Source organism: Streptomyces sp. NPDC087420 (genome assembly GCF_044744165.1).
Classification (GTDB): domain Bacteria; phylum Actinomycetota; class Actinomycetes; order Streptomycetales; family Streptomycetaceae; genus Streptomyces.
In genome coordinates, this window is sequence record NZ_JBIUXU010000006.1 from 218,191 (window position 1) to 232,029 (window position 13,839).

The window sequence follows — 13,839 nt, forward strand, 5'->3', positions numbered from 1 at the left end:
GATCCTCAGACCGACTCGGGCACCCGCGCCAGGAGCCGCCTGATGTCCCGTACGGCCGCCCGGCCCGCCCGGTTCGCGCCGATCGTCGAGGCCGAAGGCCCGTACCCCACCAGATGGACCCGCTCGTCCCGTACGGCCCTGGTCTCCTCGACGCGGATGCCGCCGCCCGGCTCCCGCAGCCGCAGCGGTGCCAGATGGTCCACGGCCGCCCGGAAGCCGGTCGCCCAGAGGATCACGTCGGCCTCGACCGTCCGCCCGTCGTCCCAGGCCACACCGGTCGGGGTGATCCGGTCGAACATCGGCAGCCGGTCCAGCACCCCCTCCTCGCGCGCCTTCGTGATCGCCTCGTTCACCGGCAGCCCGGTCACGGACACCACACTCTGCGGGGGAAGCCCCTGGCGGACCCGTTCCTCCACGAGGGCGACGGCCGCCCGGCCCTGCTCCTCGCCGAACGGGCCCTCGCGGTAGACGGGCGGCCGCCGGGTCACCCACGTCGTGTCCGCCGCCACCTTCGCGATCTCGATCAGATGCTGGGTCCCGGAGGCGCCGCCACCCACTACCACCACCCGCAGCCCGGCGAACTCACCGGGGCCCGGATAGTCCGCCGTGTGCAACTGCCGTCCCCGGAAGGTCTCCTGGCCCGGATAGCGGGGCCAGAACGGTCGGTCCCAGGTGCCGGTGGCATTGATCAGGGCCCGCGCCGACCAGACGCCCTCGGACGTCTCGACCCGCAGCCGCCCCGCTTCGCCCTCGCGTGCCGCAGAACCTTCGCGTGCCGCAGAATCCTCGCGTACCGCCGAGACATCCACCGGCCGGTGCACCCGCAGATCGAAGCGGCTCTCGTACGCGGCGAAGTAGGCGGCGATCACCTCGGAGGAGGGCCGGTGGTCGTCGGCCACCGCCGTGGTCAGCTCCATGCCGGGCAGCGAGTGCATGCCGTGCACCCTGCCGTACGTGAGCGACGGCCACCGGAACTGCCACGCGCCGCCCGGCCGCGGGGCGTGGTCGAGCACGACGAAGTCCCGGTCGGGCTCCAGGCCCGACCGGCGCAGATGGTAGGCGCCGGACAGACCTGCCTGCCCGGCGCCTATGACCACCACATCGATGTCCCGTACGCCGAAGTCGCTCACGCCTGTGCCAACAGCCCGGGAGCGGGGGATCTTCCCGCCTCAGCGACCCCCGGACACCAGCAGCGGCGCCCCGCCCGCCGCCGCGCCGGGCAGGGGCGCCAGCTCCGCGAGCAGCCCGCGCCGCGCCAGCTCCGGGGTGACTCCCTCCCCGAACCAGTACGCCTCCTCCAGGTGCGGGTAGCCGGACAGCACGAAGTGCTCGATCCCCAGCTCGTGATACTCCTCGATCCGGTCGGCGACATCGGCGTGACTGCCCACCAGCGCGGTCCCGGCCCCACCCCGTACCAGCCCGACCCCCGCCCACAGGTTCGGCGCGATCTCCAGCTGGTCACGCGTGCCGCCGTGCAGCGCGAGCATCCGCTGCTGGCCGACGGACTCGCTCTTGCCGAGCGCCTTCTGCGCGGCGGCGACCGTCTCCGGGTCGAGGTCGTCCAGCAGCCGGTTCGCCGTGGCCCACGCGTCCTTCGCGGAGTCCCGCGAGATGGTGTGCATCCGGATACCGAAGCGGACCGTACGGCCCTGCTCCTCGGCCAGCCCCCGGATCCAGTTGATCTTCTCCTTCACCTGCGCCGGGGGCTCGCCCCAGGTCAGGTAGACGTCCGTGTGCGCGGCGGCGACCGGGCCCGCCGCCGACGACGAGCCGCCGAAGAAGACCGGCGGCAGCGGGTCGGGCGGCAGTGCCGTCAGCCCGCCCTTGACCTGGTAGTGCTCCCCGTCGAAGTCGAACGGCTGCCCGCCCCACACGCCCCGTACGACCTGGAGGAACTCCGCCGTCCGCGCGTAGCGCCGGTCGTGGTCGAGGTGGTCGCCGAAGCGCCGCTGCTCGGTGGAGTCGCCGCCGGTCACCACGTTGAGCATCAGCCGGCCACGGGTGATGCGCTGGTACGTGGACGCCATCTGCGCCGCCAGCACGGGGGAGATCAACCCGGGCCGGAACGCCACCAGGAACTTGAGCCGGTCGGTGTGCTGGGAGAGCGCCACCGTCGTCAGCCAGGCGTCCTCGCACCAGGTGCCCGTGGGCGTCAACACGCCCTCGAAGCCCAGGCGTTCGGCCGCCTTGGCGATCTGGGCCAGATAGTCGATGTCGGGCGCGCGGATCCCGGTCACGGCGGTGTTCCCGGAGCGTGTGATGCCTCCGTCGGTGTACGCGTGACGGTCCACGAGGGTCCGGCCGTCACCGCCCGTCGGCAGGAACCAGTGCAGATGGATGCTCATCAGGAGGGGGCCTTTCCGTAGCTGCGCGCCGGGGAGGTCGACGGCGGCAGGGTGTCGTTGAAGCGGTCGTCCACGAAGTCCGCGAAGTCGAAGCGGCCCGGGATGAGCTCGAGATCGGCGAAGCTGTCGGCGATCTGCTGCTCGGAGGCGATCGCGGCTTCGTCAAGGGCGACCGGCACGCGGGTGCCGTAACTCCGCTTCACCGCGTCGAGGGCCACGTCGTACGGCAGTCCGGTGTCCTTCGCCCAGACCTTCGCCCACTCCTCGGGGTGCTCGAAGACCCAGTCCTGCGCCCGGCGCAGCCGCGTGACGAAGTCGTCGATCGCCCGCTCCTTCTCCTTGTCCTGGAGCGCGGCGGGGGCGGCGACCTGGAAGTTGAGGCCGTTCACCACCCCGCGCCCGGTGGTCAGCACCCGCCCCTTGCCGCCGCTCAGGACCTGTGAGGTGTACGGGTCCCAGACCGCCCACGCGTCGATCTTGCCGCTGGTGAAGGCGGCGAGCGCGTCGGCCGGCTGCAACAGCGTGACCTTGATGTCGTCCGGCGTCAGACCGGCCTTCCTGAGCGAGGCGATCAGCTGGTAGTGCGCCGAACTGCCCTGGGCGACCGCGACCGTCCTGCCCCTGAGGTCACTCGTCTCCTTCAGCGGCGAGTCCTTGGGGACGAGGATGGCCTCGCCCGCCGAGTCGCCGTGGGTGGCGGCCACGACGGTGATCTTCGACTTGGCGCCGGCGGCGAAGACGGGCGGGGTGTTCCCGACACTCCCGATGTCCACGGCACCGGCGTTGACGGCTTCGAGCATGGGCGGCCCCGAGGTGAACGTGGACCACTCGACGCGGTAGGGGAGGTCGTCCAGTTCACCGGCGGCGCGCAGGACGGCCTCCGAACCCCCCTTCTGGTCACCGACGTTGAGGGTCACGGATCCCTTGCCGTCGGTGTTGCTTCCGCCGCCGCCGCCGCCGTCGGCGGAGGAGCAGGCGGAAAGGAGAAGGGCGAGGGCGGCGACGGGGAGGAGGGCGAGGGCCGGCCCCCGCGGCTTACGCGGCATTGCTCGTCCCGGCATCGCTCGTCCTTGTGATGGCGGCCGGTTCGTCGACGCCCAACTCCGTGAGCAGCCGCGAACGCAGCGCGGCGAAGGCGGGATCACCGACGGAGCGCGGCCGGTCCAGGCCGACCTCCGTCTCGTACGCGATCACACCGTCACGCATCACGAGCGCACGGTCGGCGAGCAACAGCGCCTCCTCCACGTCATGGGTCACGAGCAGCACCGCGCAGCCGCGCCGCCGCCACAACTCGGCGACCAACTGCTGGGCCTTGATCCGGGTGAGCGCGTCGAGCGCGCCGAACGGTTCGTCGAGGAGCAGCAGATCGGGCTCCCGTACGAGCGCCCTGGCCAGCGAGGCGCGCTGGGCCTCACCGCCGGACAGGGTCTTGGGCCAGGCGCCGGACCGGTGCCCGAGCCCGACCTCCTCCAACGCGCCCTCGGCGACGGCCCGTCCGGGCCTGCCGTCCAGACCGAGCAGCACATTGCGCCAGACCCGTTTCCACGGCATCAGCCGCGGCGACTGGAACGCGACCGCGCGCCGCTTGGGCACGAGCACGGTCCCCTCGATGTCGCGATCGAGCCCGGCCAGTATCCGCAGCAGGGTCGACTTGCCGCAGCCGCTGCGGCCCAGGAGCGCCGTGAACTCGCCCGCGCGCAGGGTGAGATCGAGCTTGTCGATCACCGGACGGCTGTCGAAGGCCCGGGTCAGCCCCGTGACCCGCACGGCGGTGTCGCCGCTCACGCGGCTCACTGGCCCTTGAAGGTGGGTCGCCATTGCAGCAACAGCCTTTCGAGAGTGCGGACGACGGCATCGGCGAGCAGGCCGAGGAAGGCGTAGACGACCAGGCAGACGACGATCACGTCGGTACGGAAGAACTCCCGGGCCTGGTTCATCAGGAAGCCGATACCGGCGTCGGCGTTGATGGACTCACCGAAGACCAGGGCCAGCCAGGCGGTGGCGAGCGAGTACCGCAGTCCGGTCATCGCGCCGGGCAGGGCGCCCGGCAGGATGACGTGCCGGACGAGACCCCACCGTCCGAGCCCCAACGACTGCCCGGCCTCGATGAGTTGCTCGTCGACGCCCCGGATTCCGGCGTACACGTTCAGGTAGAGGTGAAAGGCGACGCCGAGGGCGATGAGCGCGATCTTCGGCGCCTCGCCGATGCCCAGCCAGATGATGAGGAGCGGGATCAGCCCGATGAACGGCACGGTCCGCAGCATCTGTACGGTCGCGTCGATCAGGTCCTCGCCGAGCCGCGAGAGCCCGGACGCGAGGGCGAGGGCGGTCCCGGCGACTCCACCGAGCAGCAGTCCGACGGCGACCCGCCGGAGCGACACGCCCATCGCGGTCGGCAGGGTGCCGTCCGCGATCAGATCCCCGGCCGACCGGGCGACGGTCCCGGGCGAGGCGAGGGTGTCGGGGTGCAGGACGCCGGTCGAGCTGAGCACCTGCCAGGTGACGAGGAGCAGCAGCGGCCCGACGGTCCTGCGCAGCCAGCGGGGGACGGCGCGCAGGGAGGAACGTTTCCCCGGGCCGGCGGCGGGGACGACCGCCTCCAGCTCGGCGGGCCGTTCCCCGGACGGGACGACGGGTATGTCCGGTGGGGCGTGATCGACGGTCATGACGGCTCCACGGGCAGGTGGGGGGAGAGGGCCGTACGGGAAAACGCCCCGACGTCCGCACAGGACCACGCACGACGACGTGCGGGGTCAGCGGAGCCGCGGGCGGGACAGGACGCCGCACCGAGTGTCAGCGGCGATACGGAGGAAGAAGGTCAGCAGCCGCGACAACACGCGGCGGAAGCCACCCGCAGCAGGTCGATGTGACCGCGCGTGGTGAGCAGAGCTGAACGCAACATGGCGCCGAACGTAGCGAGCGTCTCCGGACGCGGTCAATGGTGTCTCGGCACGCGGACGCGCGATCTCAGGGCGCGAGCGGGCAGGATGGACCCATGCCAGACGCCTTCACCACCAGGATCCTGAACATCGGCACCGGCCCGGAGGAGACCGTGTCCGACCTGACGGCCGCCTGCGAACGGTTCCTCCACGACACCGCGGCCGGCCGCGACGGCCTGCTCAACATCTTCGTCCCGCACGCCACGGCGGGCGTGGCGATCATCGAAACGGGAGCGGGCAGCGACGACGACCTGCTGGCGGCCCTGCACACGCTCCTCCCGGCGGACAACCGCTGGCAACACCGCCACGGCACCCCGGGCCACGGCAGGGACCACGTACTCCCGGCCCTGGTCCCCCCGCACGCCACCGTCCCGGTGATCGCCGGCCGCCTGGAACTCGGCACCTGGCAGTCGATCTGCCTGGTGGACACCAACAGGGACAACCCGGACCGCCAGGTGCGCCTGAGTTTCCTGGGCTGAGCAAGATCGCCCAGGGGGCGGCCGCGCTTTCTCCGTAACCTGCGTGTTCGAAGCCGGTGGTGTAGTCGCCACTCGTAAGGCAGAACACCGCTATCTTCCGGCTACCCGTTCACGGTCCTGTGGAGTCCAGCGACACCTCGCGGTGATCCCGCCACCGACCACCCCGCCTGGGCGTCCGGTCCGGCCGTAACGGCTCGCTCCGCGCCCACTGCGCGTCGGTCAACAGCACCCAGACCAACGATCAGACGCGCCGTCGTCAGGAGCGGGCGAGCCGGGTCGCGAGATAGGGCGCGGTGGCGCTGCGGCGGGCCTTCGCCACGTTGGCCGGCGTGCCCGCCGCGACCACCCGCCCGCCCGCGTCGCCGCCGCCCGGCCCGAGGTCGATGACCCAGTCGGCGGTGGCGATCGTGTCGAGGTCGTGCTCGACGAGGACGACCGTGTTGCCGGCGTCGACGAGCCGGTGCAGCTGTCGCAGGAGCAGCGCGATGTCCGAGGGGTGCAGTCCCGCCGTCGGCTCGTCGAGCAGGTAGAGCGCGTGCCCGCGGCGGGCTCGCTGCAGTTCGGTGGCCAGTTTGATGCGTTGCGCCTCACCACCGCTGAGTTCCGTCGCGGGCTGCCCCAGCCGCAAATACCCCAGTCCCACCTCGCGCAACGTCTCCAGACTGCGGGAGGCGGCCGGGACGGCGGACAGGAACGTGGCGGCGGCGTCGACGGACAGCCCCAGCACTTGCGCGATGTTCTTGCCGCGATAGGTGACTTCCAGCGTTTCGGCGTTGTACCGGGCGCCCTGGCAGGTCGGGCACGGCGCGTAGGTGCCGGGCAGGAACAGCAGTTCCACCGCGACGAATCCTTCGCCCTGGCAGGTCCCGCACCGCCCTTCGGGCACGTTGAAGGAGAACCGCCCGGCCGAGTAGCCGCGAGCCCTGGCCTCGTCCGTCCCCGCGTACAGTTTGCGCACCGCGGCGAACATCCCGGTGTACGTGGCCAGGTTGGACCGGGGAGTTCGGCCGATGGGCCGTTGGTCGACCCGGACCAGCCGGTCGAACGACTCGACCCCCGACGCGTCCTGGACGTCGACCTCCAGCTGCGCCTCGTCGGGCTCCTCGGGTACGAGTCCGAGGTGGCCGCGGACGACCTCGGCGAGCACCTGCGTCACCAGCGTCGACTTTCCGGAACCGGACACGCCCGTCACCGCCGTCAGTACGCAGAGCGGTACGTCGACGGACACGTTGTGCAGATTGTGGCGGGAGACGCCGCTCAGGTGCAGCCAGCCGTGCGGTGTGCGCGGGCGGTGATCGAGTGGCCGGGCGCGCCCGAACAGGTACTGGCTCGTGGCCGACTCCCCGACCTGCTCAAGACCGGCGACCGGGCCGCTGTACAGCACGCGTCCGCCGCCCTCGCCCGCGCCGGGGCCGATGTCGACCACCCAGTCCGCCCGCCGTACGACGTCCATGTCGTGCTCGACGACGAACAGTGTGTTGCCCGCCGCTTTGAGGCGGTCCAGCACGTCCAGCAGCGGTTCCGCGTCGGCCGGGTGCAGGCCCGCGGATGGTTCGTCGAGGACGTAGACGACGCCGAACAGCCCCGAGCGCAGCTGGGTGGCGATCCGCAGGCGCTGCGCCTCGCCGGGCGACAGGGTCGTGGAGCGGCGCCCGAGGCTGAGATATCCAAGGCCCAGTTCGAGCAGTACGTCGACCCGCTCGACCAGGTCGCCGCAGATTCGGACTGCGACCTCGGTCGTCTCCCCGGATCGGGCGGTCGACGTGGTGGCGTCGACCTCGGACCGCCCCGCGACGGGCCGCAGCAGCGCCACGACCTCGGGGAGCGGCATCGCGTTGATCTCGGCGATGGAACGTCCGGCGAAGGTCACGGCGAGCGCCTCGGGCCGCAGTCCGCTGCCGTGACACTCGGGGCAGGGCACACTCCTGACGAACCGGAGCGCCCGTTCGCGCGTCTTGTCGCTCTTGGAGTCGGCGAGGACGTGCATGACGTGCTTGCGCGCGCTCCAGAACGTGCCCTGGTAGCCGTAGTCGACGCGGTCCTCCTCCGGCTCGATGTACACGGAGGGCTGCTCGTCCGTGTACAGCAGCCAGTCCCGGTCCTTCTTCCTGAGCCTTCGCCACGGTCGGTCGATGTCGATCCCCAGGCCGTTGACGACACTGCGCAGGTTGGCGCCCTGCCAGGCGCCCGGCCAGGCGGCGATCGCCCCCTCGCGGATGCTCAGCGAGGGGTCCGGGACAAGCAGGTCCTCGGCGACGTCGTGCACGACGCCCAGCCCGTGGCACTCCGGGCAGGCGCCGGCCGCGGTGTTGGGTGAGAACGACTCGGCCTCCAGCCGTGCGGCTCGGGGCGGGTAGGTGCCGGCGCGGGAGTACAGCATGCGCAGCAGATTGGACAGTGTGGTGATGGTGCCGACCGTCGAGCGCGAGCTGGGCGACCCGCGTCGCTGCTGCAGGGCCACGGCCGGTGGCAGTCCGGTGATTTCCTGCACGTGCGGTGCGCCGACCTGTTGCAACAGCCTTCGGGCGTACGGTGCTACGGACTCGAAGTAGCGCCGCTGGGCCTCCGCGTAGAGCGTGCCGAACGCGAGCGAGGACTTGCCCGAACCGGAGACGCCGGTGAAGGCGACCATCGCGTCCCGCGGAACGTCGAGATCGATGTTCCGCAGATTGTTCTCACTGGCGCCCCTGACATGTACGAAGGGGTCGGTCGCGTCCTTGTCCACCACTCCTGACTACCTCATGACGCTGGAAACCGCGCGACAGGCGCCGCCACCGGGCCTCGCTCACACCAGTGTCCGGGCGGCGGCCGGTGTTCACGAGTTGGGCGTCGGCGGAGAACGGGCGTAGGCGGAGTTTCTTGGATTTCCGTCGGCGGGTCTGGCCGGTCAGGGCGAGCGTCGGCATCCAGGCGAGGAGGTCGAGTGCGAGGGAGACGATCTCCAGCCGGATCCGGTTCTGGGCGGTGTCGTGGAAGGGCAGGTCGCGTAGGCCGGTGTCGCGGGCGTTTCTGATGCGGTCCTCGCAGCGGGCCCGCCGTCGGTGGCGCAGTTCGAGGTCGGCGAACTCGCCGCCCTGGGTGTTGGTCGCGAAGCAGGTCAGCCACAGTCCGTCGAGGTCGGTGAAGCGCAACTGGGCGCCGGGGTGCGGGCGTTCCTCGCGCACGATCAGCCGCATGCCCTTGGGCCAGGTACTCAGGTCGGGCATGTCGGTGATCTCCGCGACCCAGGCGCCGGGCCGCTCGGTGCCGTCGGCGTGCCTGACGTGTTCGGCCCGGTGGCATCCGACCTCACTGTCTCCCGGCTCATCAACCACGGCCATCGGGGTCCGGGGGCAGTGGCCACGCTGCTGCGGCCAGGCAACACGGGCTCCCACACCGCCGCCGACCACATCGAGACCGCCCGACTCGCCCTGGCGCAACTGCCCGAACACCTGCGGCGGGGACGGCAGACACGGATATCGACTCAGCGCGGTGCGTCGAGCCCGTTGCGGATGCGGGTGGCGACGTGCATGTTGAGGCGGGTCTCGACGTCACTGAGGTCGTGCCCGGTGATCTCGCGGATGCGCTGGAGGCGGTAGCGGACGGTGCTGCGGTGGATGAGGAGCGTCTCCGAGGTCGTGTCGTAGCTGCCGCCGCTCTCCAGATAGCGCGAGAGCGTCGTCACCAGCTCGGTGTGGTGGCGGTCGTCGTAGTCCAGCAGTCGGCCCAGCCACTCGCGGACGAAGCGGTCGGCTTCCCGTTCGCCGTCGCCGGTGCCCATCATGCGGCACAGGCCCAGCTCCTCGAAGCCGGTACTGCCGTACGGGTCCTGGGACCGGCGGCGGACGGTGAGGGCGCGGACCGCCTCGTCGTAGGAGTGCGGCAGATCGGTGAAGACGTCACAGTGGCCGCCGACCCCGATCGTCCCGGCCCCGGTGCCGAGTTCGTCCGAGAGGGCCCGGTGCAGCTCGCTTCCCGGATCACGCCGGTCCTCATCGGCCACCAGGACGACCGTGGTCTCGCCACGAGACCCGACGAGCACGTTCCGGCGCAGCCGCCCGGCCGCCCGCACCACCGCGTCCCCGAGCGCGGCCCTCTCGGCCGTGCCGGGCCATTCCAGTACGGCAACCTGGTGCGGCCGGTGCAGGTCGTGGCCCAGTGTTGCCGCCTGGGTGAAGACGTCGCCGGTCGCCTCACCTGAGATCAGCCGGTCGACCAGGTCGCGTCTCAGGTGGTGTTCCAGCTCGGCCAGCCTGCACTCGTGCGCGAGCTGGGGAGCCAGCACCAGCGCGGCCTGTTCGAGCGCCGAGGTGTCCGTTTCCGCCGCCCGCCGGTCCGGGTCGACCAGCGCGACCACGCCGAGCAGATCGCCGGCCATCTCGATGGGGACGATCAGCCGGTCCCGGTCCCGGACGGTGCCGGGCAAGCGTCGCGCGCCGCGTATCAGGGCGTCCCTGTGCCGGGTGTCCGACTCCGGGCGCGGTCCACTGCTCTGTCCTGTCCGGGGTTCGCCCCGGCGGGGACCGGCCCAGGCCCGCGGGTTGCCGAAGCGGTCTTCGGTGAAGGCCGTGAATCCCGTGTGGTCGTGCAGGGCCTGCAGGATTCCCTGCTCGCCTCTGCCGGAGACGGCGGCGCGGGAGAGCGCGTTCTGGGTGGCGAGCCGCGAGGCCAGAGCGGAGACGGGCACGCCGACTCCTGGGGTGGGTGGGCCGCCCTCGGTCCCCAGCAGGTTCCCGGCCTGTGGCAGGTCCCCGATCCCCGGCATGCTCTCCGACCCGACGCGGGCCGGCTCTGCCAGGTGCCCGGTGAGCCAGGCGAGGGCGATCCCGGTCTGCTGTGCGAGCAGGTCGGTCAGGGCGGTCTCCTCGGCCGAGGGCGTGGTCAGGGATCGGACGACGAGGTAGCCGAGGCAGTGGTCCCGGTAGCGCAGAGCGATGGCTCGTGCCCACGGCGCACCCGGCTCGTGCAGGTGCCGGCTGCGGCCGTCCAGAGCGTCGATCCGCCGGTCGAGCCGGTCGGCGGCCACCACGTCGGCGCCGGCTGCTTCGGCCGGAGCTTCGCGGGTGGGGCCCACCGCCGGTTCCCGCGCCGCCGTATTTCCCGGCCGGGCAACGGCGGGGGCGGCAACCTTGCGCGGTGGACAGCGCCGCGCCAGACCGTTGTGCACGGTGTAGGCCGCTTCGGCGGTGAAAGGACCGGTGGCGGCGATCGCCGCCATGGCCCCCCACAGCACCTCGCGCTCGTCCTCGCCGTCGAGCATGACCATGACCAGCCGCAGCAATGCGTGTCGCGCGACCCCCGACTGCGGGTGCAGGGGCCCGGCGGTCGGAAAGGGAACAGCGTCCATCGCAGGTCCATTCGCGGCTCGACAGCGGCTTCCCACCTTTCACGTTACGCCGCTCGGCACGGGGTCTCACCTGCGAACCGTGTCGCGTCCCCGTCCTCGCGGGCCGGAACGTCAGCGCGGATTGGTCCTGCCAGGGCGAGGAAGCGCGCGGAGTACCGGGCGAGGCTGCCCATAGGTGCGGTACGCCCCGGCTCCGTACGCCTGGCAGCCCGCCGACCGGTCCCGCGTCGCGACGGAGGAGATTCTCATGGCGAAGGCAGTAGGCATCGATCTCGGCACCACCAACTCGGTCATCGCGGTCTGGGAGGGTGGTGAGCCCTCTGTCGTCCCGAATGCGGAGGGAGCCAGGACGACCCCGTCGGTGATCGCCTTCTCCGACGACGGCCAGCGGTTGGTCGGACAGCTCGCGCGCCGGCAGTCGATCCTCAATCCCAAAGGGACCATCACCTCCGCGAAGCGGTTCATCGGACGCCGCTACGACGAGATCTCCGACGAGGCCAAGGCGGTCTCCTTCGACGTGGTCGAGGGGCCCGGCGGGGTGGCCCGCTTCGAGGTGAGCGGAAAGCAGTACGCGCCGGAGGAGATCAGCGCGCAGGTGCTGCGCAAGCTCGCCGACGACGCCGGGAAGTCGCTCGGCGAGAAGGTGACCGAGGCGGTCATTACCGTACCGGCGTACTTCAACGACGCCCAGCGCCAGGCCACCAAGGACGCCGGGAAGATCGCCGGCCTCGAAGTCCTGCGGATCATCAACGAACCGACAGCCGCGGCGCTGGCCTACGGGCTGGACAAGAAGGGCCATGAGACGGTCATGGTCTTCGACCTCGGCGGCGGCACGTTCGACGTCAGTCTGCTGGACGTCGGCGACGGCGTGGTGGAGGTCCGCGCCACCGCGGGCGACTCCCACCTGGGCGGCGACGACTTCGACCGCCGGCTGGTGGACCACTTGGCGGATGGCTTCCAGAAGGTCGAGGGCATCGACCTGCGTAAGGACCCGCAGGCTCTCCAGCGCCTGTTCGAGGCAGCCGAAAAGGCGAAGACCGAGCTGAGTTCGGTCAGCCAGACCCAGGTGAGCCTGCCGTTCATCACGGCGGACGCCTCCGGGCCGAAGCATCTCACCGAGACGGTCCGCCGCTCCACCTTCGAGCAGATCACCTCGGACCTGGTCGAGCGCTGCCTCGACCCGGTCAAAACGGCGATGAGCGACGCCAAGGTCACCGACAACGACATCGACGAGGTCATCCTCGTCGGCGGCTCGACCCGCATCCCGGCCGTGCAGAACCTGGTCCGCCGGATGACCGGCGGCAAGGACCCGAACATGAGCGTCAACCCGGACGAGGTGGTGGCGCTGGGCGCCGCCATCCAGGCCGGCGTGCTCAAGGGCGAGGTCAAGGACGTCCTGCTGCTGGACGTCACCCCGCTGTCGCTGGGCGTCGAGACGGCCGGCGGCGTGATGACCAAGATCATCGAGCGGAACACCACCATCCCCGCTCGCCGGTCCGAGACCTTCTCCACAGCTGAGGACAACCAGCCGGCCGTGGACATCGTGGTGCTCCAGGGCGAACGCGAACTGGCAGCCGACAACAGGGTGCTGGGCCGCTTCCGGCTGGAGAACCTGCGGCCGGCCCGGCGCGGGGAGACCCAGATCGAGGTCACCTTCGACATCGACGCCAACGGCATCCTCAAGGTCAGCGCCAAGGACCGGGACACCGGCGCCGAGCAGTCGATCACCATCAGTGAGGGCTCCAACCTCGACCCGTCCGAGGTCGAGCGGATGATCAACGAGGCCGAGAGCAACCGCACCGGCGACCTGGCCCTGCGCGAGGCCGTCGACGCCCGCAACGAGCTCGACGCCGCCGCGTACCAGGTGGAGCGCCGGTTGGACGACCTCGGCGACGCCGCACCGGAGCACGAGCGCGCCCGCGCCCAACTGCTCGTCGACGAGGCGCGTACCGCCGTCGAGGAGGAGGCGCCGGCGGAACGGTCCCGGAGCCTGACCTCCGAACTCCAGCAGATCCACGCGGCGCTGGCAGCCCACGCCGCCGGACCGGGCGGAGCCGGGGGTGAAGCCCAGCCCGGCGCGGCGCCCGGCCAGGGTCCCGAGGGCGGCTCCCCGAGGGGCGACGACGACGTCATCGACGCCGATTTCGACAAGAGCTGAGGCGGCGACATGTCGGATCACGAACAGACGCGTCCCGCCGAGGACCGCCCCCCGCCCGAGTCCGAGCAGACGTCGCCCGAACGGACACCCGCACCGCGGACGACCCCGCGGCCCGAAGCCGGGGAGCAGGAGGCGGCACCTGCACGCCGCAGCCCCGAGGTGGAAGAGCTGGAGGACCGGTGGCGACGGGCCCTCGCCGACCTCGACAATCTCCGTAAGCGCTACGCCCGTGAGCTTCCCCGGGAACGGGAGGCCGAGCGGGCCAAGGTGGCTGCGGCGTTCCTCCCGGTCGTCGACAACCTCGAACTGGCCCTCACCCACGCGGGCGCCGACGACCCCGGCGCGATCGTCGGCGGAGTCCGGGCGGTACGCGACCAGGCCGTCGAGGTGCTCCGAAACCTCGGCTACCCCCGCTACGAGGAGACCGGCGTCCCCTTCCACCCCGAGCAGCACGAGGTGATGTCCGTGGTGGATGAACCGGACACCGCTCCGGGCACCGTCGTCCAGGTGCTGCGGCCCGGGTACGGCGAACCCGGTCACCAGCTGCGGCCGGCCGCGGTAGCGGTCAGCCGCAAGCAGGAGTGAGGCCGCC

The 13,839-nt window shown here is 71.4% G+C and carries 11 protein-coding genes and 1 pseudogene; 3 read left to right on the forward strand and 9 right to left on the reverse strand.

Annotation, left to right across the window (positions count from 1 at the left end; translation table 11 throughout):
* Window positions 1-5: 5 nt before the first annotated feature.
* From ACIO1C_RS14290 to ACIO1C_RS14315, 6 genes are all read right to left on the reverse strand, one after another.
* Window positions 6-1,130 carry an NAD(P)-binding domain-containing protein gene (locus ACIO1C_RS14290; protein ID WP_401862634.1) on the reverse strand — a complete coding sequence of 375 codons (1,125 nt, stop codon included), beginning with the start codon at window positions 1,128-1,130 and terminating at the stop codon, window positions 6-8.
* 39 nt (window positions 1,131-1,169) lie between these two features.
* On the reverse strand, window positions 1,170-2,345 hold the full coding sequence (locus ACIO1C_RS14295; protein WP_401862637.1) for an LLM class flavin-dependent oxidoreductase: 1,176 nt from the start codon (window positions 2,343-2,345) through the stop codon (window positions 1,170-1,172).
* On the reverse strand, window positions 2,345-3,391 hold the full coding sequence (locus tag ACIO1C_RS14300; protein ID WP_401862640.1) for an ABC transporter substrate-binding protein: 1,047 nt from the start codon (window positions 3,389-3,391) through the stop codon (window positions 2,345-2,347). Before ACIO1C_RS14300 ends, ACIO1C_RS14295 begins: the two co-directional genes overlap by 1 nt.
* A complete protein-coding gene (locus tag ACIO1C_RS14305) occupies window positions 3,381-4,130 on the reverse strand; it encodes an ABC transporter ATP-binding protein (RefSeq protein ID WP_401862643.1) in 750 nt (249 codons plus the stop codon). Before ACIO1C_RS14305 ends, ACIO1C_RS14300 begins: the two co-directional genes overlap by 11 nt.
* Before the next feature lie 5 nt (window positions 4,131-4,135).
* Entirely contained in the window at window positions 4,136-5,011 is an 876-nt protein-coding gene (locus ACIO1C_RS14310) for an ABC transporter permease (protein ID WP_401862646.1), read from the reverse strand.
* Between the two features lie 152 nt (window positions 5,012-5,163).
* The gene (locus ACIO1C_RS14315; protein WP_343234701.1) at window positions 5,164-5,247 is read right to left on the reverse strand and encodes a putative leader peptide; all 84 of its coding nucleotides are present in this window, start codon (window positions 5,245-5,247) and stop codon (window positions 5,164-5,166) included.
* Window positions 5,248-5,340: 93 nt separating this feature from the next.
* Here ACIO1C_RS14315 and ACIO1C_RS14320 point away from each other — a divergent pair, with 93 nt between their 5' ends.
* Window positions 5,341-5,763, forward strand: coding sequence for a secondary thiamine-phosphate synthase enzyme YjbQ (locus ACIO1C_RS14320; protein ID WP_401862648.1), 423 nt, complete (start codon window positions 5,341-5,343; stop codon window positions 5,761-5,763).
* Window positions 5,764-6,019: 256 nt separating this feature from the next.
* On the opposite strand, the gene uvrA is transcribed toward ACIO1C_RS14320, so the two are convergent.
* From uvrA to ACIO1C_RS14335, 3 genes and pseudogenes are all read right to left on the reverse strand, one after another.
* Entirely contained in the window at window positions 6,020-8,488 is a 2,469-nt protein-coding gene (uvrA, locus tag ACIO1C_RS14325) for an excinuclease ABC subunit UvrA (RefSeq protein WP_401863193.1), read from the reverse strand.
* 76 nt (window positions 8,489-8,564) lie between these two features.
* Window positions 8,565-9,014, reverse strand: a pseudogene (locus tag ACIO1C_RS14330) (transposase); the annotation flags it as partial.
* A 212-nt stretch (window positions 9,015-9,226) separates the two neighbouring features.
* Window positions 9,227-11,089, reverse strand: a complete 1,863-nt coding sequence (locus ACIO1C_RS14335; protein WP_401862651.1) for a PucR family transcriptional regulator — start codon at window positions 11,087-11,089, stop codon at window positions 9,227-9,229.
* Between the two features lie 247 nt (window positions 11,090-11,336).
* Between ACIO1C_RS14335 and dnaK the strand changes: the two genes are divergently transcribed.
* Window positions 11,337-13,247, forward strand: coding sequence for a molecular chaperone DnaK (dnaK, locus tag ACIO1C_RS14340; RefSeq protein ID WP_401862653.1), 1,911 nt, complete (start codon window positions 11,337-11,339; stop codon window positions 13,245-13,247).
* 9 nt (window positions 13,248-13,256) lie between these two features.
* The gene (locus tag ACIO1C_RS14345; protein WP_401862655.1) at window positions 13,257-13,832 is read left to right on the forward strand and encodes a nucleotide exchange factor GrpE; all 576 of its coding nucleotides are present in this window, start codon (window positions 13,257-13,259) and stop codon (window positions 13,830-13,832) included.
* Window positions 13,833-13,839 lie beyond the last annotated feature (7 nt).

What these genes read in the sequence shown, in the direction of transcription:
- ACIO1C_RS14335 (WP_401862651.1), bottom strand. Translation starts at nt 11,089, where the DNA reads ATGGACGCTGTTCCCTTTCCGACCGCCGGGCCCCTGCACCCGCAGTCG.
- dnaK (WP_401862653.1), top strand. Translation starts at nt 11,337, where the DNA reads ATGGCGAAGGCAGTAGGCATCGATCTCGGCACCACCAACTCGGTCATC.
- ACIO1C_RS14320 (WP_401862648.1), top strand. Translation starts at nt 5,341, where the DNA reads ATGCCAGACGCCTTCACCACCAGGATCCTGAACATCGGCACCGGCCCG.
- ACIO1C_RS14345 (WP_401862655.1), top strand. Translation starts at nt 13,257, where the DNA reads ATGTCGGATCACGAACAGACGCGTCCCGCCGAGGACCGCCCCCCGCCC.
- ACIO1C_RS14310 (WP_401862646.1), bottom strand. Translation starts at nt 5,011, where the DNA reads ATGACCGTCGATCACGCCCCACCGGACATACCCGTCGTCCCGTCCGGG.
- ACIO1C_RS14300 (WP_401862640.1), bottom strand. Translation starts at nt 3,391, where the DNA reads ATGCCGCGTAAGCCGCGGGGGCCGGCCCTCGCCCTCCTCCCCGTCGCC.
- ACIO1C_RS14315 (WP_343234701.1), bottom strand. Translation starts at nt 5,247, where the DNA reads ATGTTGCGTTCAGCTCTGCTCACCACGCGCGGTCACATCGACCTGCTG.
- ACIO1C_RS14295 (WP_401862637.1), bottom strand. Translation starts at nt 2,345, where the DNA reads ATGAGCATCCATCTGCACTGGTTCCTGCCGACGGGCGGTGACGGCCGG.